This window comes from Mucilaginibacter sp. Bleaf8 (genome assembly GCF_018390515.1).
In the GTDB taxonomy this organism is placed as follows: Bacteria; Bacteroidota; Bacteroidia; order Sphingobacteriales; family Sphingobacteriaceae; genus Mucilaginibacter.
In genome coordinates this window covers 773,103-794,323 of the sequence record NZ_JAHBBK010000001.1, presented here as the reverse complement: position 1 = coordinate 794,323, position 21,221 = coordinate 773,103, and the positions used below count along the sequence as shown (strand labels likewise).

Here is a 21,221-nt window from a genome sequence, read left to right as displayed (position 1 = left end):
CTCCGCACCCCACACTTCTCGCGGTAGTAAATTTTCAACATAACCCCTTAAATGCTTGTTAAACGCTTAAATTTACACCTTTAACAAAAAAAGGATAACGCTTGGGCAAGACCGCTACTAAAGAAACGCCGCTGATGCAGCAGTATAACCAGATTAAGGCCAAATATCCGGGTGCCTTACTGCTGTTTCGCGTGGGCGACTTTTACGAAACATTTGGTGAAGATGCCGTGAAAACGGCTGGTATACTGGGCATTGTGTTAACCAAACGGGCCAATGGTTCGGCTTCGCACATTGAGCTGGCGGGTTTTCCGCACCACTCGCTCGAAACCTACCTGCCCAAACTGGTACGTGCCGGTCAGCGCGTGGCTATTTGTGATCAGCTCGAAGATCCTAAAACCACTAAAACCATTGTAAAGCGCGGCGTAACGGAACTGGTTACACCTGGTGTTGCCGTGAATGATAACATCCTGCAGCAAAAAAGTAATAATTACCTGGCATCATTATACTTCGAAAAAAACAGTATAGGTATTGCCCTCATTGATGTATCGACGGGGGAGTTCCTGACAGCACAGGGCAACGCTGGTTATGTAGATAAGCTGCTGCAGTCGTTCAGCCCGAGCGAAGTCATTTACCCTAAAAGCTGCAAGCAGGATTTTATTGAGCATTTTGGCGATCGCTATTATACCTATACACTTGATGAATGGCCTTATGGCGGTGACTATGCGCAGGAAACACTACTTAAGCATTTCGGCGTAAAATCGCTCAAAGGCTTTGGTATCGAAAAGCTTAGCTTGGGTGTTGTAGCAGCCGGGGTAACGCTGCATTACCTTAATGAAACGGAACACCGTAACCTGCAACACATCAGCGCCATCAGCAGGATAGAGGAAGACCGCTACCTGTGGCTCGACCGTTTTAGCATACGCAACCTGGAATTGGTAGGCTCTGCCAATGAGAACGCCCTCACCCTGGTTGATGTACTGGATCATACCTGCTCACCAATGGGCGCGCGCCTGCTTAGGCGCTGGATAGTGATGCCGTTGAAAGAGTTGAAGCCCATTCATGACCGCCTGAATGTAGTGGAGCACCTGATAGAACATGAAGACCTGCGCAATGAAATGCAAGCCTGCATAAGGCAGGTGGGCGATTTGGAAAGGCTGATCAGTAAGATAGGTTTGCAAAAGGCCAATCCGCGCGAGGTTTGCCAGTTGCGTAAAGCTTTACAAGCCATCGGCAACATCAAAATGATGTGTGAAGGTGAGGCCGCAAAGAGTGAAGCGTTGCGTGCAATAGGCAGTCAGCTTAACCAGTGCGAATACATCTGCGAAAAAATTGGTCGCGAGTTGAATGCCGAACCGCCGGTACAACTTGTAAAGGGCGGCGTTATGGCCGAGGGTATTCATGACGAGCTGGACCGGCTGCGCAAGATAGCTTTCGGTGGTAAAGGTTACTTGTTGGAGATACAGAAACGTGAAGCAGAGCAAACAGGCATACCATCGCTTAAAGTGGCTTTCAATAACGTATTTGGTTACTACCTGGAGGTTACGCATTCGCACCGTGATAAAGTGCCTACCGACTGGATACGTAAGCAAACCCTGGTTAACGCCGAGCGCTATATTACACCCGAGCTTAAAGAATATGAGGAACAGATTTTAGGTGCGGAAGAAAAAATATTAGCCTTAGAAACACAGTTGTATAATGATTTGGTATATGCTTTAGCAGAATACATTAAACCCATACAGCTTAATGCACAGCTGATAGCCCGCCTGGATGTGCTGCTCAATTTTGCTACCATATCAATAAAGAATTACTACGTAAAACCGCAAATTAATGATAGTTTACTGCTGGATATTAAAGGCGGCCGGCATCCGGTAATTGAAAAGAACCTTCCGCTGGGCGAAGAGTACATCACTAATGATGTTTACTTGGATTCGGAAAGCCAGCAGATTATCATCATTACCGGCCCCAACATGGCAGGTAAATCGGCCCTGTTACGGCAAACCGGCTTAATTGTACTGATGGCGCAGATGGGTTGTTTTGTACCGGCCAAGCAGGCACAAATTGGTTTGGTTGATAAGATATTTACCCGTGTAGGTGCATCAGACAACTTATCGTCGGGCGAATCGACCTTTATGGTGGAAATGAACGAAACGGCCAGCATCCTCAACAACCTGAGCAACCGTAGCTTGATCTTATTGGATGAGATTGGCCGGGGTACCAGTACTTATGATGGTATTTCCATTGCCTGGGCTATTGCCGAGTATCTGCATAATCACCCATCGGCCAAAGCCAAAACGCTGTTCGCTACACACTACCATGAGTTGAACGAATTAAGCAACTCTTTTAACCGGATTAAAAACTATAATGTTACCGTAAAGGAGATAGGTAACCAGATCATCTTTTTGCGTAAGTTGGTGCCTGGTGGCAGCGAGCATAGTTTTGGTATACACGTGGCAAAACTGGCGGGTATGCCGCCTAAGGTATTAGCCCGTGCTAATGAGATATTAAAGAAGCTGGAAGCCGAGCGTACCGGTGGCGAGAATATAAAAGAGAGCATCAAAAAAGTACAGAAGCAGGCTATGCAATTGCAAATGTTCTCGATTGATGATCCGGTGCTGGTCAAGATTCGTGATATGCTGAACAACCTGGACGTAAATACCCTTACCCCGGTTGAAGCGCTGATGAAGCTGGACGAAATACAGCGTTTGATCAAGGGATAAATCATTAACAAGACAAAAGGGCATCTTTTACGTAAAAGATGCCCTTTGCTATTATTTGAAGTTTGTGTTGCTTACGCAAACCAAGCCATTACGCTTTCTTTAGTCGGAATAGGCAAGTCCAGTTTTAACTTTTTGCGCATACCGCCTAAGTCGTTAAATACTTTGTTAGGGTTGGCAGCTTTCAAATCCTCAACGGTGTTAAAGCCCATTTTGTTGATAACCGGAACCCACTCGGCAGGAACGCCAATATTTACAAAGTCATCAATAGTAACCACTTTGGCTTTCTTTTCAGGGCGCATTTGCGGGAAGAACAATACTTCCTGAATCGTGCTTTGGTTGGTCATCAGCATCACCAAACGGTCAATACCAATACCTAAGCCCGATGTTGGCGGCATACCATATTCCAGGGCACGTAAAAAGTCGTCGTCCATCGCCATCGCTTCTTCGTCGCCACGACCCGCCAGTAACAACTGCTCTTCAAAACGCTCACGCTGATCGATAGGGTCGTTAAGTTCAGAGTAGGCGTTGGCAATCTCTTTGCCGTTCACAAACAGTTCAAAACGTTCTACCAGGCCATCTTTAGTACGGTGCTTTTTGGCGAGCGGCGTCATCTCGATAGGGTAGTCGGTAATATAGGTTGGCTGTATCAGGCTGGCTTCTACTTTGGCACTGAAAATCTCATCAATCAGTTTGCCTTTGCCCATAGTCTGGTCAACCTCAATGGCCAAGTCGCGACAGGTTTGGCGCAGTTGTGCCTCATCCATTTGTGATACGTCGATACCGGTATATTTCAGGATAGAATCGTACATAGATAGCTTCTCGTACGGACCAGCAAAGTTAATTTCATGTTCGCCTACCTTTACCACCGGGGTACCGTGTACTGCAACCGCAACTTTTTCCAGACATTCCTCTACCATGGCCATCATCCAGATGTAGTCTTTATAAGCTACATAGATTTCCATGGCGGTAAACTCCGGGTTGTGCGTACGGTCCATACCCTCGTTACGGAACATTTTACCAAATTCGTATACGCCGTCAAATCCGGCTACGATCAGCCTTTTCAGGTACAACTCATTGGCAATGCGCAAATAAAGCGGCATATCCAGCGTGTTGTGGTGGGTGTTGAACGGACGTGCTGCCGCGCCACCATGTACAGCCTGCAGGATAGGCGTTTCCACTTCCATCCAGCCTTGGCCGTTAAAGTAATTACGCATGGTGTTAATTACTTTGGAACGGTTGATGAAGATCTGCTTGTATTCAGGATTTACCGTTAAATCCACATAGCGCTGGCGGTAGCGCAGCTCAGGATCGGTAAAACCATCATAAATATTGCCGTCATCATCGCGCTTAACTACGGGTAGTGGTTTTAGCGATTTGGCCAGTACATTCAGTTCGTGAACGTGTACAGAAATTTCACCGGTTTGGGTTAAAAATACATAACCTCTAACACCTACGTAATCGCCAATATCAAGCAGTTTTTTAAACACGGTATTGTATAAAGTTTTGTCCTCACCGGGGCAAATCTCGTCGCGCTTTATGTAAACCTGAATACGGCCGGTCGTATCCTGTATTTCGGCAAAAGAAGCATTACCCATAATACGACGGGTCATGATTCTGCCAGCCAGGGTTACTTCCTTATATTTTTCGGGATCGGTATTAAAGTTTTGGATAATGTCCTGAGCCCAGGCGTTTACCGGGTAGGCTTCGGCAGGATAGGGGTTAATGCCCAGCGCACGCAATTGTTGTAACGATTCGCGGCGCAATATTTCCTGTTCCGATAAGGCTGCAATACTCATAATGAAAAAGGGTATTTTATAAAAGGCAAAGATATGGATTTTTAGTGAGCCATGAAGATCGGAACAGTTTATAAGCTATAGCTACTAGTAATATAATATAGAGGTGAAAATGTATTTGTTTAAATGTTCTATTGAAATAGCTTTATTATTTATAATTGGACTTAAAATATAAAGTAATGATTCCGGAAACAACCGTATTGTACAGGCCTGTTAACCAGGTTGAGTTGAAATTAATTGAAGATTCTGGATGGAAGCGCTTTCCACCACGATTGCCTGAACAGCCTATTTTTTACCCAGTAACCAACAAAGAATATGCTATACAAATAGCAAAGGAATGGAATGTTCCTGCTTATGGTTATGGATATGTAACTGCTTTTAACGTAAATAGTGAGTACTTAAAAAAATTTGACGTAAAGAATGTCGGAGGGATTATACACAATGAATTATGGGTACCTGCTGAGGAGTTAGACACTTTTAATGAAAATATAATTGGTGTAATTGAGGTTATAGACGAGTTTCACAGTTCATAATATCATACAAAAGAATATTAAGACATAAAACCCGCACTGTTTTGCAATGACGGGTTTTATTCTGTCTTCGGAAATCTTTTGAATGAAGATTTAGGTGCAGCTACTTAGTCAGCATCTACCTCCTGCATGTACATCTCATCAATAGCTTGAGCGTATTTCTTTTCAATCACTTTGCGTTTGGCTTTTAGGGTTACGGTCATTTCGCCTTCTTCCATACTGAACGGGTTGCGTTTTACCTTGAAATTTTTGATACGTTCAAACTTAGCCAGCTCATTGCTTAACTTGCGTAAGTCCTGATTAATCCAGTCGATGATCTGCTTGTCGTCTACAAAAGCTTCAGGCTTTTCAAACCAGGCCTCATCCAGCCCAAATGTTTCCTGCAGCAGTTCTTTTGGCGGAACAATGATGGCCGTTACATACTCACGGCGGTCGCCCACTAAAAATATCTGTTCTATTTTAGGACTTTTGAGATAGGTGTTTTCGACCGGAGTAGGATATATGTTTTTGCCAAAAGCATTAACCAGCATATTCTTCAGGCGGTCGGTAATTTGCAGGTAGCCTTTGTAGAAGCGACCTATATCACCGCTGTGAAACCAACCGTCGGCATCAATAGCGGTAGCGGTTTCTTCGGGCTTGTTCCAATAGCCTTTCATTACCGCTACACCACGCATAATAATTTCGCCTTCTTCTGTAATCAAATTAGGATCAAAAGATTCATGCGATTGGATGGTATAGATCTTACGGGTATCAATGTTTTGAATGGCAATCTCGGTACCGGGTAAAATACGACCGGCAGTACCATACACCTGGCGATCGAATTCGGTAACGCACACCGGACCGGTAGTTTCGGTTAAACCATAACCTTCTAAAACCGGTATACCGACATTGCCAAAAAATTCGCCTACGTTTTTAGGTAGCGCACCGCCGCCCGAAATAAGGAACTTTAAGCGTCCGCCGGTCTTTTCTTTGATTTTACTGAATACTAATTTATCTGCCAGCTTGTATTGCTGACTGAGTATCAATCCCGGATTTTTACCCTGCTCACGCTTTTCGCGGTATTGCTTGCCAATTTTAAACGCCCACAAAAAGATAGACGTTTTCATACCACCTGCCGTGGTGCCGTTTTTCATAGCCTTATCATGTATGCGTTCCAACAAGCGTGGTACGCAGTTCATGATGGTTGGCCTAACTTCGGTCATGTTACGGGCCAGCAGTTCCAGGCTTTGGGCAAAGGCAATTTTACAACCTGCACCTAAACAGATATAATAAGTAGCTGCGCGCTCAAATACGTGCGACAGCGGCAGGAATGACAGGAAGCTATCATTTTTGTCTACAATAGATGTCTGTTTTAGACCGGCCCATACCGTTTGCACAAGATTGCTGTGCGTAAGCATCACACCCTTTGGTGTACCTGTTGTACCCGATGTATAGATAAGGCAAGAAATGTCAGACGGGAGGATGGATTCACGTGAGGCGTTAATAGCTCCAGCATATTGTGTAATAAGCGTGCTTCCTTCCTCAATCAATTTATCAAAGCTGATAACACCAGCATTGAGTTTTACCTTTTCGGTATATTTCTCGTAATCGTCAAACACCGGAATAATGCGGAGTAATGAGGAGCAATTGTTGGCTACTTTCAACACTTTACGCAATAAAAAAGGATTGCCTACCAATATGGCTTTAGCGCCAGAATCGTTAAGGATATATTCAGTTTCGGCTTCGGTAAGGGTAGGGTAGATGGATGCATTAATGGCGCCAATCTGCTGCAAGGCCTGATCAAAATAAATATATTCCGGGCCATTTTCAATGACCAGAGCCAGCCGGTCGCCTTTTTGTATACCCATGTTCAGGAACCAGGCTGATATAGCATCGACTTTCTCGATCACCTCCCGGTAGGAGATGTCTACCCAGCTATCTTTTACTTTGTGTGAAAGGAAAGTATGTGTATCAGGATGTATATGGGCAACCACATGGCGTATCAAGGCAGGAACCGTGGTTGGTTTGTTGGCAGTAGTCATCAAGTTTAAATTTTTTGGCTTATAATTAACAAACTTATGCTATTTACTATAATAAACAAAAAGCACGCTGAGCGTTAATTGTTTGCAGTAAAGCATGGGTATTGCACATTAGCGTTTAATAAATTAGGGCGCAAATGTACAATCTAATTGCCAAACAATAAAAAAGGCGCTTTATAAGCGCCTTTGAATATCATATTTGTAATAGAAATTATACCGAGAAACTTTCACCACAACCGCAGGTACGGCTGGCGTTGGGGTTATGGAAGTTAAAGCCTTTACCATTTAAGCCGTCAGAAAAATCGAGCTCAGTACCGGCCAGATACAGGAAAGATTTCATATCCAGTGCCATGCGTACACCTTTGTCTTCAAAAAACTGGTCACCTTTTTTCTCTTCGTTATCAAAGTCCAGATTGTATGACAAGCCCGAACAACCGCCACCCTGAACCGACACCCGCAAAAAGTAAGAAGCATCCAGTTGTGCGTCCTGTATCAGGTGTTCAATTTTTTCTTTTGCTTTATCTGTTACGGTTACCATAGTATTAGAATCAAGAATTTAGAATCAGGAATTAAGAGCGGACTGTGTTATTTAGTCTTATTCTTAACAACCTGATGCAAATATATAGTAACAAAACAAAAGCCAAAAATCCGGATGAGACAAATTGTCGCAATCCGGACTTTTAGCTTTTGTTTTTACAAATTAATGATGTGATTTTTCCAGTTCGATAGGAGCCAGGCCGTTTTTAACGCGATAGTCGTTAATGGCAGCTTTGATAGCGTCCTCTGCTAATACCGAGCAGTGAATTTTTACCGGTGGCAGAGCCAGCTCTTCAACAATGTCCATGTTATCGATAGTGATAGCCTCGTCGATGCTTTTGCCTTTTAACCATTCGGTAGCCAGAGATGAAGAAGCGATAGCCGAACCGCAACCAAAGGTTTTGAATTTAGCATCAGTGATCACATTATTTTCATCTACCTGAATTTGCAGACGCATTACGTCGCCACACTCAGGTGCACCTACTAAACCAGTACCAACTTGCGTACTGCTTTTGTCTAACGTACCCACGTTGCGCGGGTTGGTGTAATGGTCAATTACTTTATCTGAATAAGCCATAGCTTTAAGTATTTTGTTGTCAGTTATCAGTTGTGAGTTGCCTGTTTTTGGGCAGGCAACCCGGTATTCTTTATTTATAGCATTGCGCTAATTTTAAAATCCGAAATTTTACATCCGAATTTCGAAATCAGTTCTTAGTGTTCAGCCCACTCAATAGAGTTCAGGTCGATACCTTCTTTAAACATTTCCCAAAGTGGTGAAAGTTCGCGCAGGTGGGTAACCGCTTTTTTAGTTACTTCGATAGCGTAATCAACTTCCTCTTCGGTAGTGAAACGGCCCAAGCCAAACCGGATAGAAGAGTGTGCCAAATCATCTGACAAGCCTAAGCTCTTCAGTACGTAAGAAGGCTCTAAAGAAGCTGAAGTACAAGCTGAACCTGATGATACAGCCAGATCTTTCATAGCCATCATCAAACCTTCGCCCTCAACATATTTGAATGAGATGTTAGCTACATGCGGCAGGCGGTGTTCCTGGTTGCCATTTACATAGCTTTCTTCCAACACGGTTAACGCATTTTGAAGTTTATCCCGCAGGGCTGACAGGCGGGCTGCTTCAGAAGCCATTTCGTTGTAGGCCAACTCGCAGGCTTTACCCAAGCCAACAATACCCGGAACGTTCAATGTGCCTGAACGCATACCGCGCTCATGACCGCCACCATCCATTTGAGCAGTAACTTTTACACGTGGTCCTTTACGGCGTACATATAAAGCACCTACACCTTTAGGGCCATACATTTTATGAGCTGATAAAGCCAGCAGGTCTATACCATCGGCATTTACATCTACCGGGATTTTACCTACAGCCTGGGTAGCGTCTGTCATGAACAGGGCACCATGCTTATGGGCAATAGCAGCAATTTCTTTAACAGGCTGAACTACGCCGATCTCGTTATTGCCGTACATGATCGAAACCAGGATAGTTTCAGGTGTCATGGCTGCTTCTAATTGAGCCAGATCAACCAAACCGTCTTCCTTAACCGGCAGGTAGGTTACTTTGCCGCCTAACTTTTCAACATGTTTACAAGCGTCTAAAACCGCTTTATGTTCGGTAACTGCAGTGATGATGTGGTTACCTTTGTCTTTATACATTTCAAACACACCTTTAATAGCCAGGTTGTCTGACTCGGTTGCGCCTGAGGTAAATATAATTTCCTTTTCGCTGGCACCAATTAATTTGGCTACCTGCTCGCGGGCGTAATCAACACCTTCTTCGGCCACCCAGCCAAAATGGTGATTACGGCTTGCCGCATTACCAAATTTTTGCGTAAAGTAGGGAATCATAGCTTCCAGCACCCGTGGGTCCATAGGTGTGGTTGCATTGTTATCTAAATATATCGGAAGATTCATATTCGTTGATTTAACAGTACAAAGATAAGTAAAGTTTTACTCTATAGTTAGTGTAAGCCGCTATAAAAGGCCTGTTTCCGGTCATGTTTATGCAATTTTACACTGTCGTTTTTAATACGTTACAAAAAGAGTGATTTATATCATATTTTTAAAATCGAAATTTTTTATGGGGCATAATATTTCCCGATCGCCACTCACCGTTGACATATAAAAGTTTTATAAAGATAAGCCTCATGGTTTTAATTGGTATTTTTGCAGTGTCATATTATACAATTGATAAAATTTTTTGAAATAGTATTTTATAAGTAATAGTAAATAACTATATTTGCGCCTCTTTTGAAAGGAAAGTACATTAAAAATGAAAAAAGACCTGCATCCCTCAAACTATAGATTAGTGGTTTTCAAAGACATGTCAAACGACTACTCTTTCATCACTAAATCATGTATCGAAACTCGCGAAACCGTTAAATGGGAAGACGGTAATGAGTATCCATTAATTAAATTAGAGATTTCTCACACCTCGCATCCGTTCTATACCGGTAAAATGAAACTGGTTGACACTGCAGGTCGTATCGATAAATTCCGCAGCCGTTACGCTAAAAAGTAATCGTTTGCATCAAAATATTTGTAAAGTCCCGGCTCATTGGCCGGGACTTTTTTTATTTTTGCCCATCTATGGCAATTATTCTATTTGACGATAACGCACATCAAACCCTGTTGCCTTTAACTTATACCCGCCCGGTGGCCAACCTCCGGATTGGTATACTTACCATAGCCGAGAAGTGGGCTAAGCATCTCGATACGTCTTATTCCTATCATACACAAGCTTACCTGCAAGCAAAATTCCCGATACGGATCGAGCAGCAAAACCTGTTTATTAATGGGGGAATTTGCCCGGATGATAATTTACTTGAGGCCATTGATAAGTTGCAAACTGGCGAAGCGCTAATGCGCTATAATCAGTTGCTGGCTGTTAAGCTGAATGAGAGCGATGCTAAAGCTTTCAGCTACACGCAATCATTTGACCGAATTATAAACTATGAAGCGGCTCTGGTAGCCATCCGTTACCCTGAAGATATCTTTAAAAAGAACGATATTGAGCTGCGCCGCGATTTTCAATTGCTAACGAAGGGCCGTACGAGTGCCGGCATTAGCTCAACCAATGCCATTATTGGTAACGACTTTTTTGCGGAAGAAGATGCCGTAGCCGAATGCTCTACCTTTAATACCAAGAACGGGCCAATATACTTGGGTAATAACACTGAGGTGTGGGAGGGTACCCACGTTCGCGGTGGTTTGGCTTTGTGCAACGATTCGCAGATAAAGATGGGGGCCAAAATTTATGGCGCAACTACTATCGGGCCTCGTTGCCGTGTTGGGGGCGAAATCAACAATGCCGTAATTTGGGGCCATTCATCAAAAGGGCACGAAGGTTACTTAGGCAATTCGGTGCTGGGCGAATGGTGCAACATCGGTGCCGATTCCAATAACTCAAACCTGAAAAATAATTATGCAGAAGTAAAGCTTTGGGATTACACCACCCAGCACTTCCGTAAAACCGGTCTGCAGTTTTGCGGTTTAATTATGGCCGACCATGCTAAATGCGGTATCAATACCATGTTTAATACAGGTACAGTGGTGGGCGTAAGCGCCAATGTATTTGGTGCGGGCTTTCCCCGTAATTTTGTGCCCGATTTTGCCTGGGGAGGTGCCCAAGGATTTGAAGAATACAAGCTTGAAAAAGTATTTGAAACGGTAACGCTGGTTTACAGCCGCCGAAACAAGGAGCTGGATGCCACGGAACGCCAGTTGTTGCAAGATGTTTTTAATTTAACCCAATCATACAGAAGATTTAATTAACAATCATGAGAAAAAAGATAGTTGCCGGTAACTGGAAAATGAACCTGGATTATAACGAAGGTTTATCCCTGTTTTCAGAAATTACCAATATGGTTAAAGATGAGATAACCGGCTCGCAGCAAGCGGTGGTTTGCTCACCTTTTATTCACCTGCATAGCCTGGTGCAAATGGCAAAAGGGTATGATAAAGTTGCTGTTGGTGCGCAAAACATTCACCAGAATGAATCAGGCGCTTACACTGGCGAGGTATCTGCCAAAATGGTAAAATCGGTAGGTGCTGAATACGTTATTCTGGGCCACTCGGAGCGCCGTCAGTATTTTGGTGAAGATAACCAGTTGCTGGCTGTAAAAACCGAAACTGCTTTAAAGAATGGTTTAAAACCAATTTTCTGTATTGGCGAAACTTTAGATGAGCGTGAAGCTGAGCAACATTTTGATGTGATCAGAACCCAGTTGAAAGAAGGTGTATTCAGTCTGTCAACCGAGCAGTTCAGTCAGTTGGTGCTTGCTTATGAACCTGTTTGGGCTATTGGTACAGGTAAAACTGCTACTTCCGAGCAGGCTCAGGAAATTCATGCATTTATCCGCGAAGAGATCGCAAATAATTACAGCCAGGAAGTGGCCGACAATACCACCATTTTATATGGCGGCAGCTGCAATCCTAAAAATGCACCTGAACTGTTTGCCCAGCCAGACATTGATGGCGGCCTGATTGGTGGCGCTTCTTTAAAATCCCGCGACTTTTTAGACATCGTTAAGGTGTTTAATTAATATCATTAGTGCAGGCATCAGGTACAAAACGTATGTTAAATACGCTTTATACCTGATGCCTGCTACTTTATACTCCATAAAATGAATTACTACGAGCTGCTTTTTACCGTTGTATCCGATCAGGACTATCAGCAGGATTTGTTAATTAATGAGCTGTCAGGCCTGGGCTTTGATACGTTTGAGGAAACCGATTTTGGCTTTAAAGCTTATATTCCTTCCAATGATTTTGACCGGGATGTAGTTGAAGATGCACTGGCCCTTTATCATGAGCAGTTCAACTTTTCCTACGAGATCAATCTTATACCAGAAAAGAATTGGAATGAGGTTTGGGAAAGCAATTTTCAGCCCATCACTATAGGCACACAGGTATATGTAAGGGCAACTTTCCATGAGCCAAAGCCGGAGTTCCCTTACGAGATTGTGATTGATCCGAAAATGGCTTTTGGTACCGGCCATCACGATACTACCAGCCAAATGATGCAAACCATGCTTGAGCATGATTGGAAAGGCAAGAAGGTGCTGGACATGGGTTGCGGCACTGGTATTCTGGCCATTTTGGCTGCCAAACTGGGAGCTACCGATTTAACGGCTATAGATTACGATATGCTTTGTTACAAAAGCACTATCGAAAATACAGAACTGAACCATGTGCCAGGTGTTCAGACTATTTGCGGCTCGAAAGAGGATATACCAGATGAGCAATATGATGTGATTCTTGCTAACATTAACCGTAATATTCTGCTCGACCAGATGGCGCGCTACGGCGAGGTGTTAAAGCCAGGCGGAGAAATCTACTTTAGTGGTTTTTACGAATCGCCGGACTTAGATATTATACGTGAAGAAGCGGCTAAACATGGTATGGTTTACAACAGTCATAAAACCAATAATAATTGGGTTGCGGCACGCTTTGTAAAACAGTAAGCAAGTTCTTCATAGCTTATTCAACAGTTATACAAAATGCCATCCTGTTTTAACGGATGGCATTTTGCTTTTAATAGTTTTGGGTAGATTAGTAGCCCAGCGTAAATCTCCTTTTAACGAATTGATTGTTTTCCAGTTCGTTGATCAAGGCAACGGCTAAATCTTTAACAGATATATCATTTTTACCGTGTTCGTTAAACACAGGTTGATCCGTACCCAAGCGGAATTTGCCTGTACGCTCACCCGGATGCAGGTTAATAGCAGGGCTTAAAAAGGTCCAGTCCAATTCTTGTTCCTGGCGCAGCTCGTTCAAATAATCACGGGCAGCAGTTGCGCCTGGTTTGTAGTCGGCCGGGAACTCCGCTGTATCTACCAATTGCACACCGGGCTTAATTTCCAGACTGCCGGCACCGCCAACTACAATAAATCGGCTAATGCCAGCTTGCTTAACAGCTTGCTGAATAGAACGCGAGCCTTTCAGAAAGTCGTTATAAAGATCAGGGTTAGTCCAGCCGGCGTTAAATGTACTGATTACGGCATCGTGGCCTATCAGTAGCTGGGCCAGTATTTCCGTATTATAAACATCGACAGCCTGTTTGATTAATTTTTCATGGCTTATCTCCAGTTTTTCAGGGTTACGGGCAAAGGCGGTTACTTCCTGACCGCGGTTCAATGCTTCGGTTACTACATGTGGGCCAACAAAGCCAGTTGCTCCTATGATTGCTATCTTCATAATTAATGTAATTTAGTTTGTTACAGTTTATGTTAAAAAATATATTATTGAAATTGTTTACTAAAGTCGGCCAACGACTGCATGCCCAACTTTTTATTAATCAGGTCATCGATACCTGTATTAATAGCGGCCATATGTTTATTGATGTTTTTACCTACCGCGCAGGCTGGGTTAGGAGCATTGCGGGCTTCGCCTAAAATGCTATCCTGTTTTACCGCCTGGTAAATTTGTGCCATAGTAATTTGTTGCGCTGGCTTGGCCAATGTATAGCCGCCTGCTTTACCCTCTTTGCTGCTTACCAGATTGTGCTTGCGCAGGTTACTTAGTTCTTTTCTAATTAACGCTGCATTGGCGTTTATACTGCCTGCAATATAGTCGGACGATAGCTGTTCGCCTTCGCTTACGGTAAGCAAGGTCATGATGTGTACCGCTATCTGGAATCGTCCGTTCATCTGTAACTATTTTTATTACAGTACAAAGGTGCAAATAATGAGTTAGATTTTTAACGAATTCGTACTTAATTACATTTAATTTACAAATATGTGTAGCATAACGGCTCATTACATCGTCTTAGGCAAAACACATTTTTGATGTATCAACAGTTTTGCGTTTATTTGCAGACTATTGCTTTAATGCTAATTTTTTTAAATGAGGGTACACTTTATTGCTATTGGTGGAAGCGCAATGCACAACTTGGCCATCGCCTTACATAAAAAGGGATTCCAGGTTTCAGGTTCAGATGATGTATTATTTGAGCCGTCTATTTCGCGTCTGAACAGGCACGGAATTTTGCCGCCGCAAAATGGCTGGTATCCCGAAAAAATTACTACCGATTTAGATGCCGTAATTTTAGGCATGCATGCCCGTGCTGATAATCCTGAACTACTGAAAGCACAGGAACTCGGTATCAAAATTTACTCGTACCCCGAGTATATATACGAACAATCGAAAGATAAGCTGCGTGTGGTAATAGGCGGTAGCCACGGTAAAACCACTATCACATCCATGATACTGCATGCGCTGCAGCATGCCGGTCAAAAGTTTGATTACCTGGTAGGTGCACAGCTGGAAGGTTTTGATACCATGGTGCAACTTAGCGATGCACCTGTAATTGTAATAGAAGGGGACGAGTACCTGTCGTCGGCTATTGACAGACGGCCTAAGTTTCACTTGTATAAGGCCCATGTTGCAGTAATAAGCGGCATTGCGTGGGATCACATCAACGTGTTCCCGACGTTTGAAAATTACATTGAGCAATTTGAGGTTTTTGTGCAAACTGTACAGCCTGAAGGCGTTGTGTACTATGCGCAAAATGATGCGGTGCTGCAGCAGATGATAAGCAATAACCATTCGCCGGTTAAAAAGCAGCCATACGGCTTACCAAAGTTTGAGGTAGAGCAGGGGGTAACAACCATTACGAGTGAGGGTAACCGTTATCCTTTGCAAGTATTTGGCGAGCATAACTTACTGAACATGGAAGCTGCCCGCTCCGTATGCAGCCAATTAAATATAGACGCCGATGCTTTTTATACCAGCATGACCACCTTTAAAGGTGCAGCGAGGCGACTGGAATTGCTGGGGAAAAATGAGCGTAGCAACATTTACAAAGATTTTGCCCATTCGCCATCAAAGCTAAAAGCTACCATACAAGCAGTAAAAGCACAGTTTCCGGACAGAGAACTGTTGGCTTGTATTGAACTGCATACCTTTAGCAGCTTGGACAAAAACTTTTTAAGTGAGTATGCGGGCTGTATGGACGAGGCTGACAAGGCCATCGTGTTTATTGATGCTAAAACATTCGAGCAAAAACGATTGCAACCTTACGATGAGGCTGCCGTTAAAGATGCTTTTAAAAGAACGGATTTAATATATTTTGATAGCCCTGAAAAGCTTAAAGCAGAACTTGAAAAAGAAAATACAACAAATAAGAATGTTTTGTTGATGAGTTCTGGTAACTTTGGGGCAATCAATTTGTCGGTATTAGCAACCGAAATGTTAAATACCGTTAATTAAATTTTGATATAGAAGAATTATTGTAACTTTATTAACTATTGCGCAATCCTTATCCTTGATTAACGATGAAAACACTTGGCAAAAAGATCAGATTACTAAGACACCAAAAAGGCTGGAGCCAGGAAGATGTAGCTAAGCGGCTGGACATCTCCATACCTGCTTTTTCTAAAATCGAAACCGGTATTACAGACATTAACCTTTCGAGATTAGAACAAATTGCAAACCTGTTTGAAATGTCTGTGGTACAGCTGCTCACGTTTAATGATGCCGAGTATGAGCAAAAGTACGTTAACGAACTGGAAAGTGTCAATAAGAAGTTGATGGATAGGGAGACGGAAGTAATTGACCTTCAGAAAAAAGTAATTGAACTGTTTGAGGAGTTGCGCCAAAGCAAAGCAACTGCCTGATAAATTAAAAGCCCGGCTTTTTATACAAGCCGGGCTTTTTGCTATTTGAATATATAGCGCATGGTAGCGTGCTTTTTGCCGAAGGTGCCGCCCATTGCCTCATGCAATGCCAGCATTTTATCATTAAAGTCGCCAACCCACGATAGTTCCATCTCGTCATAACGGTTAAGTGGCAATACATACTCTTTAACCTTGATGAACATGGCCGATTCAAGCCCGTGTTTCTGAAACTTGATTTTAGTACCCATTACCACAGCACGCATCCGGTTTACACCTTTCCAGCGGCGGTACAAAAATTTCAGTTTGCCAATCAGATCAAGCTTGCCGTTCAAAGTTTTGATCATTTGGTTGGCATCCGGTAGTATAACTACAAATGCAGCTGGCTCGCCATTTACATAGGCAAACCAAATAAGGTTGGGGTCCATAATGGCTTTCATTTTGCGGAAAGTTTCCAAAATAGTAGCCCGTTGTATAGGTACAAAGTTTTCGAAATGCTGCCAGGCATCATTATAAATTTCCATAAAGTCGGCAGCAAACTGATCTATTTTTGATGCATCCAGGTGCTTAAATTCATACCCTGGTTTTTGCATTACCCATTTGGCTATTTTGGTAAAGCGTTCCGGAAAAGGCTTATGTGCATCTACGTGATTTGTAATTTGCTCATACTGCGTTACAAAGCCATAATCATCAAAAAACTTTTTATAATACGGCGGATTATAGTTCATGCCGTACGATTGTGGTACGAAACCTTCAATCAGCAATCCCCAAAAAGTATCATTCTCGCCAAAGTTGATTGGGCCATCCATTGCCTGCATGCCATTTTGTGCCAGCCAGTTTTTAGCTGTATCAAAAAGCATAAAGGCGGCTTTCTCATCATCAATACACTCAAAAAAACCCATACCACCGGTAGGCTGCGGATTATTATGAGCTTTCTTATTATTGATAAAAGCAGCAACCCGGCCAGCCGGTTGGCCGGCATCATCGGTCAGTATCCAGCGGGTAACTTTGCCAAATTGATGAAATACGTTTTTTTGTGGATCAAAAACCGCTTCAACGTCATTGTCAAGCGGGCAAATCCAATTAGGGTCATTACGGTATATGTAACGGGCTGTATCTAAAAATGCTTTGCGGGTGGCTTTATTGGTAACCTCAGTTATGGTCATCAGGTAGTTTTTCATGAATAAACCCTGCTTTATTTAGGGGCAGGGTTTATTCACTTTGTTTAATTTTTATAATTAATAATCGTCTTCGTCATTATAACGATCAATGTCGCTGTAGTCAAGGTCTTCTAACGGCGCACCATACTCATCGTCGTCGTCATCGTCATCAAAACTCTTTTTTGTTTTAAGATCAGTTTGTTCTGTTTTTTTAGGGGCAATGTTCTTTGAAGCGATGTTCTTATTTGCAGTTTTTTTGGGCGTTTGCATAACGAATATTGCTTAAATGGGTTAATTAATTTTCTTGATTGTGTTAGTTTAAATTTAAGAAATCAATAGCGCTTGGCTTTGATATCTCAAAAATAACTAAAAATCGGCTTCGGTAAAAAAAAGCAAAAAATTAATCTTGTTGCTGCCCAATGGTGCTTGCAGATGCGTCTACCTCACTTATGCGTGGCAAATCTTTAATGTTGTTGATGCCCATATAATCAGCAAATAAATGGCTGGTTGCATACAAAAGGGGTCTGCCAACCGTGTCGGCCTTACCCGATATCGTAATCAGCTCCTTCTCCATAAGCTTCTGGATAGAGTAGTCGCAGTTAACACCCCGAATCTGTTCAACCTCAAGCTTAGTAACAGGTTGGCGGTAGGCGATGATAGCCAATGTTTCGAGTGCTGCCTGGCTCAGCTTCTTTTTTGATCGTTGCAACTGCAACTGGCTGATGACGGTGTGATGCGCTTTTTTAGTCAGGAACTGGTAACCGTTGTTTATTTTGATTAGTTCAATAGCTAAATCCGGATTTTGATAGCGTGAAGTAATGCTACTTATATGGTTTGAAACTGCCTCTTCGTCTATGTCTGTACCCAGCGCAGCCTGCAGGCAAAATATAATTTCTTCTACCCGGATACCCTGTTCAGAAGCAAAAATTAAAGCTTCGATATGTTGTTCAATCTCTGGCATTTAGCAAATATAGCTTAATGGAGTAACAAAGTTAAAAACTAAGAAACTTACAACTCCGTAGATTGTAGTAAATTAATCAATAGTAAATCTATTTTCAAAACAATTACAATTTATCTATGAAAACATCACAAGAAAACGTTGTGGGTGGACAAATGGCCAGAAGGTCGTTTTTGAAATTCGCCAGTGCAGGGGCTATGGCCGCTGGTGTGGTAGCAACCGCTGCTTCATGCAAAAAAAGAGAATACGTGGATGACGACCACGTGGATTTGGGATCAGGTGACATCGCTATCTTAAACTATGCTTATGCGCTTGAGCAATTAGAGGCAGCTTTTTATACCCAGGTCGCAGCAAATTTTTATGCTAATATTTCATCAGAGGAAAGAGCATTACTGACTGACATTCGTGATCACGAGATTTCTCACCGCGAATTATTCAAAGCGGCATTAAGTTCAAGTGCAATTCCAGCTTTAACACCAAATTTTAGCTCTATCGATTTTAACAATCGTAACAGTGTGCTTTCTGCTGCTAAAGCGTTTGAAGATTTGGGTGTAGCTGCTTATAACGGTGCAGGTGCTATGATTAAGTCAGCAGATTACCTAACCTTGGCTGGTAAAATTGTTTCTGTTGAAGCCCGCCATGCAGCCACTGTGCGTAACCTGTTGCAATTCAACTCTTTTGTTGATAACACGATTGTTGATATTGCCAACACCAGCTTAGAAAAATCTAAAACGCCTCAGGAAGTTGTGCCAATTGCAAACACTTTCCTTACTGGTAAAAAAATTGCAGCACCATCTTTAGGCATTTATTAATCACCTATCTAAAACAACAACATTATGAACTTACTGAACTTATTTGATGAGATAAATCAGGCAGATCCGGAATTTGCAGACAGAATTAGTCCGCGCCGCGATGCCATTAAAAATATTACCAGCTTTGGTTCAAAAGTGGCCGTTGCTGCTATGCCATTTGTATTCAGCACACTGGTAAAAAAAGCTTACGGACAGGCACTTTCACCACAAGTCATTGAAGTGTTGAATTTTGCACTTACCGCTGAATATTTAGAATCTACATATTACAATACCTATGGTCAACGTTCAAATATTCCTTCAGGCGATCGTCCGGGTATTGAATTGATTCGCGTTGATGAAAACAACCACAAGAAGTTTTTGCTGCAAAACTTAGGTAGTGCCGCAATTTCTGAGCCTAAATTTGATTATACAGCAGGCGGTACCTTTGCCGATTTAACCAGAAATGACAGTGTTGGTTATGATACCTTCCTGGCATTAGCTCAAGCTTTTGAGGATAATGGTGTTAGAGCTTACAAAGGACAGGCACCTGCCTTGATGAGTGCTCCGGCTATTTTAACAGCAGCCTTAAATATCCACTCGGTGGAAGGTCGCCATGCAGCTCACTTACGTTATTTAAGACAAAGAAGAGGTGTAGCGGTTAAGCCTTGGATTACTGGTGTAACCAGTGGTATTCCAGCGGCTCCGGTTGCGCTTGTATATGCCGGTGAAGATAATGTAACTCAAGGCGGCGTTAACTTAACCACCTTACCAGGTGCATCAGGTAATGCTACTGCTAACATGGTAACTGAAGCTTATGACGAGCCAAACACTAAGGAAAATGTAACAAACATTGTTAAATTATTCTTAGCTAAGTAAGCAAGATCATGTATAATAGAAAAGGGCTTTGCATTTGCAAAGCCCTTTTCTATTTTATAGCTATCACTAATAATTGATAACCTGTTCTTCAATCTGTACGGGTAGCTCCCGCCATTCGTATTTTTGATTACGCAGTTGGGGCTCAAAGCCGGCTTCTGCAATTGAATTTTGAATTCCTTTTGCAGTAAACCGGTGCGGTGCACCTGCTGCCGATACCACGTTTTCCTCAATCATAATGGAGCCAAAATCATTGGCGCCGGCGTGCAGACATATTTGTGCTACCTGCTTGCCGACCGTTAGCCATGATGCCTGGATGTTTTTAATGTTGGGCAGCATTATGCGGCTAAGCGCAATCATGCGGATATACTCATCGCCGGTAACGTTGTTGGTAATACCGCGTACTTTGCGCAAAAGCGTACCGTCATCCTGAAAAGGCCATGGAATAAAGGCGATAAAACCATGATGTCCTTCTGGTTTTTCTGATTGTACCTGGCGTATCCACACCAAGTGCTCAAACCGCTCCTGAATAGTTTCCACATGGCCAAACATCATCGTAGCCGATGTTGGCAAGTTTATTTGGTGAGCGGCACGCATTACATCCAGCCACTCTTTGCCGCCGCATTTGCCTTTTGATATTAAGCGGCGCACCCGGTCGTTCAAAATCTCGGCACCAGCGCCAGGTAAAGAATCTAAACCAGATTCTTTCATGGCCCTTAATACGTCAATATGGCTCATGTTTTCGAGCTTGGCTACGTGCGCAATTTCGGGCGGACCAAGCGAGTGCAACTTGAGCGTTGGATAAAGCTCTTTTAACTTCTTAAATAAATCAGTATAAAATGATAATCCTAAATCTGGGTGGTGGCCGCCTTGCAGCAGCAACTGATCACCGCCATATTTAAAGGTTTCTTCAATCTTTTGCTTGTAGGTTTCGATATCGGTAATGTAGCTTTCCTCGTGGCCCGGCCGTCTGAAAAAGTTGCAAAACTTACAGTTTGCAATACATACGTTGGTAGTGTTTACGTTACGGTCAATCTGCCAGGTAACCTTACCATGCGGCACCTGTATCTTGCGCAGCTCGTTGGCTACATACATCAGCTCTGCAGTAGGAGCATTGTGATACAGGTAAACGCCTTCTTCAATACTTAAAAAGTCGAACTGAAGCGCGCGTTGCAGTAAATCAGCAGTGTTCATACAGGCAAAGATACAGGTAAATAGTT

The 21,221-nt window shown here is 42.9% G+C and carries 21 protein-coding genes; 10 read left to right on the top strand and 11 right to left on the bottom strand.

Annotation, left to right across the window (positions count from 1 at the left end; translation table 11 throughout):
* The first annotated feature begins 101 nt into the window (after positions 1 to 101).
* Positions 102 to 2,717 carry a DNA mismatch repair protein MutS gene (gene mutS / locus KHS38_RS03460; RefSeq protein ID WP_213487093.1) on the top strand — a complete coding sequence of 872 codons (2,616 nt, stop codon included), beginning with the start codon at positions 102 to 104 and terminating at the stop codon, positions 2,715 to 2,717.
* Positions 2,718 to 2,788: 71 nt separating this feature from the next.
* Here mutS and lysS read toward each other — a convergent pair whose 3' ends face one another.
* Entirely contained in the window at positions 2,789 to 4,513 is a 1,725-nt protein-coding gene (gene lysS, locus KHS38_RS03455) for a lysine--tRNA ligase (protein WP_213487092.1), read from the bottom strand.
* 176 nt (positions 4,514 to 4,689) lie between these two features.
* Here lysS and KHS38_RS03450 point away from each other — a divergent pair, with 176 nt between their 5' ends.
* Positions 4,690 to 5,043, top strand: a complete 354-nt coding sequence (locus KHS38_RS03450) for a hypothetical protein (protein WP_213487091.1) — start codon at positions 4,690 to 4,692, stop codon at positions 5,041 to 5,043.
* A gap of 104 nt (positions 5,044 to 5,147) precedes the next feature.
* Here KHS38_RS03450 and KHS38_RS03445 read toward each other — a convergent pair whose 3' ends face one another.
* The 4 genes from KHS38_RS03445 to KHS38_RS03430 form a co-directional block, all read right to left on the bottom strand.
* Positions 5,148 to 7,061 carry an AMP-dependent synthetase/ligase gene (locus KHS38_RS03445; protein ID WP_213487090.1) on the bottom strand — a complete coding sequence of 638 codons (1,914 nt, stop codon included), beginning with the start codon at positions 7,059 to 7,061 and terminating at the stop codon, positions 5,148 to 5,150.
* Between the two features lie 208 nt (positions 7,062 to 7,269).
* Entirely contained in the window at positions 7,270 to 7,596 is a 327-nt protein-coding gene (locus KHS38_RS03440) for a HesB/IscA family protein (protein WP_213487089.1), read from the bottom strand.
* A 162-nt stretch (positions 7,597 to 7,758) separates the two neighbouring features.
* Complete coding sequence (iscU, locus tag KHS38_RS03435; RefSeq protein WP_169609941.1) at positions 7,759 to 8,172, bottom strand: Fe-S cluster assembly scaffold IscU; 414 nt, start codon at positions 8,170 to 8,172, stop codon at positions 7,759 to 7,761.
* A 134-nt stretch (positions 8,173 to 8,306) separates the two neighbouring features.
* Positions 8,307 to 9,518 (bottom strand): IscS subfamily cysteine desulfurase, encoded by a 1,212-nt coding sequence (locus KHS38_RS03430; protein WP_213487087.1) that lies wholly within the window; start codon positions 9,516 to 9,518, stop codon positions 8,307 to 8,309.
* 358 nt (positions 9,519 to 9,876) lie between these two features.
* Between KHS38_RS03430 and KHS38_RS03425 the strand changes: the two genes are divergently transcribed.
* The 4 genes from KHS38_RS03425 to prmA all read left to right on the top strand — a co-directional run bounded on the left by KHS38_RS03425 (position 9,877) and on the right by prmA (position 13,069).
* Positions 9,877 to 10,125: a type B 50S ribosomal protein L31 gene (locus tag KHS38_RS03425; protein ID WP_213487085.1), complete on the top strand. Its 249-nt coding sequence runs from the start codon at positions 9,877 to 9,879 to the stop codon at positions 10,123 to 10,125.
* A gap of 68 nt (positions 10,126 to 10,193) precedes the next feature.
* Positions 10,194 to 11,378, top strand: coding sequence for a GlmU family protein (locus KHS38_RS03420; protein WP_213487084.1), 1,185 nt, complete (start codon positions 10,194 to 10,196; stop codon positions 11,376 to 11,378).
* A 5-nt stretch (positions 11,379 to 11,383) separates the two neighbouring features.
* Positions 11,384 to 12,148, top strand: a complete 765-nt coding sequence (gene tpiA / locus KHS38_RS03415; protein WP_213487083.1) for a triose-phosphate isomerase — start codon at positions 11,384 to 11,386, stop codon at positions 12,146 to 12,148.
* Between the two features lie 81 nt (positions 12,149 to 12,229).
* Positions 12,230 to 13,069 (top strand): 50S ribosomal protein L11 methyltransferase, encoded by an 840-nt coding sequence (gene prmA, locus KHS38_RS03410; protein ID WP_213487082.1) that lies wholly within the window; start codon positions 12,230 to 12,232, stop codon positions 13,067 to 13,069.
* Positions 13,070 to 13,157: 88 nt separating this feature from the next.
* On the opposite strand, the gene KHS38_RS03405 is transcribed toward prmA, so the two are convergent.
* Both KHS38_RS03405 and KHS38_RS03400 read right to left on the bottom strand, forming a co-directional pair.
* Positions 13,158 to 13,802 (bottom strand): NAD(P)-dependent oxidoreductase, encoded by a 645-nt coding sequence (locus tag KHS38_RS03405; protein WP_213487081.1) that lies wholly within the window; start codon positions 13,800 to 13,802, stop codon positions 13,158 to 13,160.
* 44 nt (positions 13,803 to 13,846) lie between these two features.
* Positions 13,847 to 14,254 carry an RrF2 family transcriptional regulator gene (locus tag KHS38_RS03400; protein ID WP_213487080.1) on the bottom strand — a complete coding sequence of 136 codons (408 nt, stop codon included), beginning with the start codon at positions 14,252 to 14,254 and terminating at the stop codon, positions 13,847 to 13,849.
* A gap of 196 nt (positions 14,255 to 14,450) precedes the next feature.
* Between KHS38_RS03400 and KHS38_RS03395 the strand changes: the two genes are divergently transcribed.
* Together KHS38_RS03395 and KHS38_RS03390 are read left to right on the top strand one after the other, a co-directional pair.
* Positions 14,451 to 15,815 (top strand): UDP-N-acetylmuramate--L-alanine ligase, encoded by a 1,365-nt coding sequence (locus KHS38_RS03395; protein ID WP_213487078.1) that lies wholly within the window; start codon positions 14,451 to 14,453, stop codon positions 15,813 to 15,815.
* A 65-nt stretch (positions 15,816 to 15,880) separates the two neighbouring features.
* A complete protein-coding gene (locus KHS38_RS03390; protein WP_213487076.1) occupies positions 15,881 to 16,222 on the top strand; it encodes a helix-turn-helix domain-containing protein in 342 nt (113 codons plus the stop codon).
* 41 nt (positions 16,223 to 16,263) lie between these two features.
* Here the strand turns inward: KHS38_RS03390 and KHS38_RS03385 are convergent, their stop codons facing one another.
* The 3 genes from KHS38_RS03385 to scpB all read right to left on the bottom strand — a co-directional run bounded on the left by KHS38_RS03385 (position 16,264) and on the right by scpB (position 18,340).
* Positions 16,264 to 17,385, bottom strand: coding sequence for a GNAT family N-acetyltransferase (locus tag KHS38_RS03385; protein ID WP_213488174.1), 1,122 nt, complete (start codon positions 17,383 to 17,385; stop codon positions 16,264 to 16,266).
* A 72-nt stretch (positions 17,386 to 17,457) separates the two neighbouring features.
* A complete protein-coding gene (locus KHS38_RS03380; protein ID WP_213487074.1) occupies positions 17,458 to 17,649 on the bottom strand; it encodes a hypothetical protein in 192 nt (63 codons plus the stop codon).
* Between the two features lie 130 nt (positions 17,650 to 17,779).
* On the bottom strand, positions 17,780 to 18,340 hold the full coding sequence (gene scpB, locus KHS38_RS03375) for an SMC-Scp complex subunit ScpB (protein WP_213487073.1): 561 nt from the start codon (positions 18,338 to 18,340) through the stop codon (positions 17,780 to 17,782).
* Positions 18,341 to 18,456: 116 nt separating this feature from the next.
* Between scpB and KHS38_RS03370 the strand changes: the two genes are divergently transcribed.
* Together KHS38_RS03370 and KHS38_RS03365 are read left to right on the top strand one after the other, a co-directional pair.
* The gene (locus KHS38_RS03370; RefSeq protein ID WP_213487067.1) at positions 18,457 to 19,149 is read left to right on the top strand and encodes a ferritin-like domain-containing protein; all 693 of its coding nucleotides are present in this window, start codon (positions 18,457 to 18,459) and stop codon (positions 19,147 to 19,149) included.
* Between the two features lie 24 nt (positions 19,150 to 19,173).
* Positions 19,174 to 20,004, top strand: a complete 831-nt coding sequence (locus tag KHS38_RS03365; protein WP_213487065.1) for a ferritin-like domain-containing protein — start codon at positions 19,174 to 19,176, stop codon at positions 20,002 to 20,004.
* Positions 20,005 to 20,070: 66 nt separating this feature from the next.
* Here the strand turns inward: KHS38_RS03365 and mqnC are convergent, their stop codons facing one another.
* On the bottom strand, positions 20,071 to 21,195 hold the full coding sequence (mqnC, locus tag KHS38_RS03360; RefSeq protein WP_213487063.1) for a cyclic dehypoxanthinyl futalosine synthase: 1,125 nt from the start codon (positions 21,193 to 21,195) through the stop codon (positions 20,071 to 20,073).
* Positions 21,196 to 21,221 lie beyond the last annotated feature (26 nt).

Bases quoted from the DNA above. Each gene is read 5' to 3' on its own strand.
- lysS (WP_213487092.1), bottom strand. From the start codon at position 4,513: ATGAGTATTGCAGCCTTATCGGAACAGGAAATATTGCGCCGCGAATCG.
- KHS38_RS03450 (WP_213487091.1), top strand. From the start codon at position 4,690: ATGATTCCGGAAACAACCGTATTGTACAGGCCTGTTAACCAGGTTGAG.
- KHS38_RS03445 (WP_213487090.1), bottom strand. From the start codon at position 7,061: ATGACTACTGCCAACAAACCAACCACGGTTCCTGCCTTGATACGCCAT.
- KHS38_RS03440 (WP_213487089.1), bottom strand. From the start codon at position 7,596: ATGGTAACCGTAACAGATAAAGCAAAAGAAAAAATTGAACACCTGATA.
- iscU (WP_169609941.1), bottom strand. From the start codon at position 8,172: ATGGCTTATTCAGATAAAGTAATTGACCATTACACCAACCCGCGCAAC.
- KHS38_RS03430 (WP_213487087.1), bottom strand. From the start codon at position 9,518: ATGAATCTTCCGATATATTTAGATAACAATGCAACCACACCTATGGAC.
- KHS38_RS03425 (WP_213487085.1), top strand. From the start codon at position 9,877: ATGAAAAAAGACCTGCATCCCTCAAACTATAGATTAGTGGTTTTCAAA.
- KHS38_RS03420 (WP_213487084.1), top strand. From the start codon at position 10,194: ATGGCAATTATTCTATTTGACGATAACGCACATCAAACCCTGTTGCCT.
- tpiA (WP_213487083.1), top strand. From the start codon at position 11,384: ATGAGAAAAAAGATAGTTGCCGGTAACTGGAAAATGAACCTGGATTAT.
- prmA (WP_213487082.1), top strand. From the start codon at position 12,230: ATGAATTACTACGAGCTGCTTTTTACCGTTGTATCCGATCAGGACTAT.
- KHS38_RS03405 (WP_213487081.1), bottom strand. From the start codon at position 13,802: ATGAAGATAGCAATCATAGGAGCAACTGGCTTTGTTGGCCCACATGTA.
- KHS38_RS03400 (WP_213487080.1), bottom strand. From the start codon at position 14,254: ATGAACGGACGATTCCAGATAGCGGTACACATCATGACCTTGCTTACC.
- KHS38_RS03395 (WP_213487078.1), top strand. From the start codon at position 14,451: ATGAGGGTACACTTTATTGCTATTGGTGGAAGCGCAATGCACAACTTG.
- KHS38_RS03390 (WP_213487076.1), top strand. From the start codon at position 15,881: ATGAAAACACTTGGCAAAAAGATCAGATTACTAAGACACCAAAAAGGC.
- KHS38_RS03385 (WP_213488174.1), bottom strand. From the start codon at position 17,385: ATGACCATAACTGAGGTTACCAATAAAGCCACCCGCAAAGCATTTTTA.
- KHS38_RS03380 (WP_213487074.1), bottom strand. From the start codon at position 17,649: ATGCAAACGCCCAAAAAAACTGCAAATAAGAACATCGCTTCAAAGAAC.
- scpB (WP_213487073.1), bottom strand. From the start codon at position 18,340: ATGCCAGAGATTGAACAACATATCGAAGCTTTAATTTTTGCTTCTGAA.
- KHS38_RS03370 (WP_213487067.1), top strand. From the start codon at position 18,457: ATGAAAACATCACAAGAAAACGTTGTGGGTGGACAAATGGCCAGAAGG.
- KHS38_RS03365 (WP_213487065.1), top strand. From the start codon at position 19,174: ATGAACTTACTGAACTTATTTGATGAGATAAATCAGGCAGATCCGGAA.
- mqnC (WP_213487063.1), bottom strand. From the start codon at position 21,195: ATGAACACTGCTGATTTACTGCAACGCGCGCTTCAGTTCGACTTTTTA.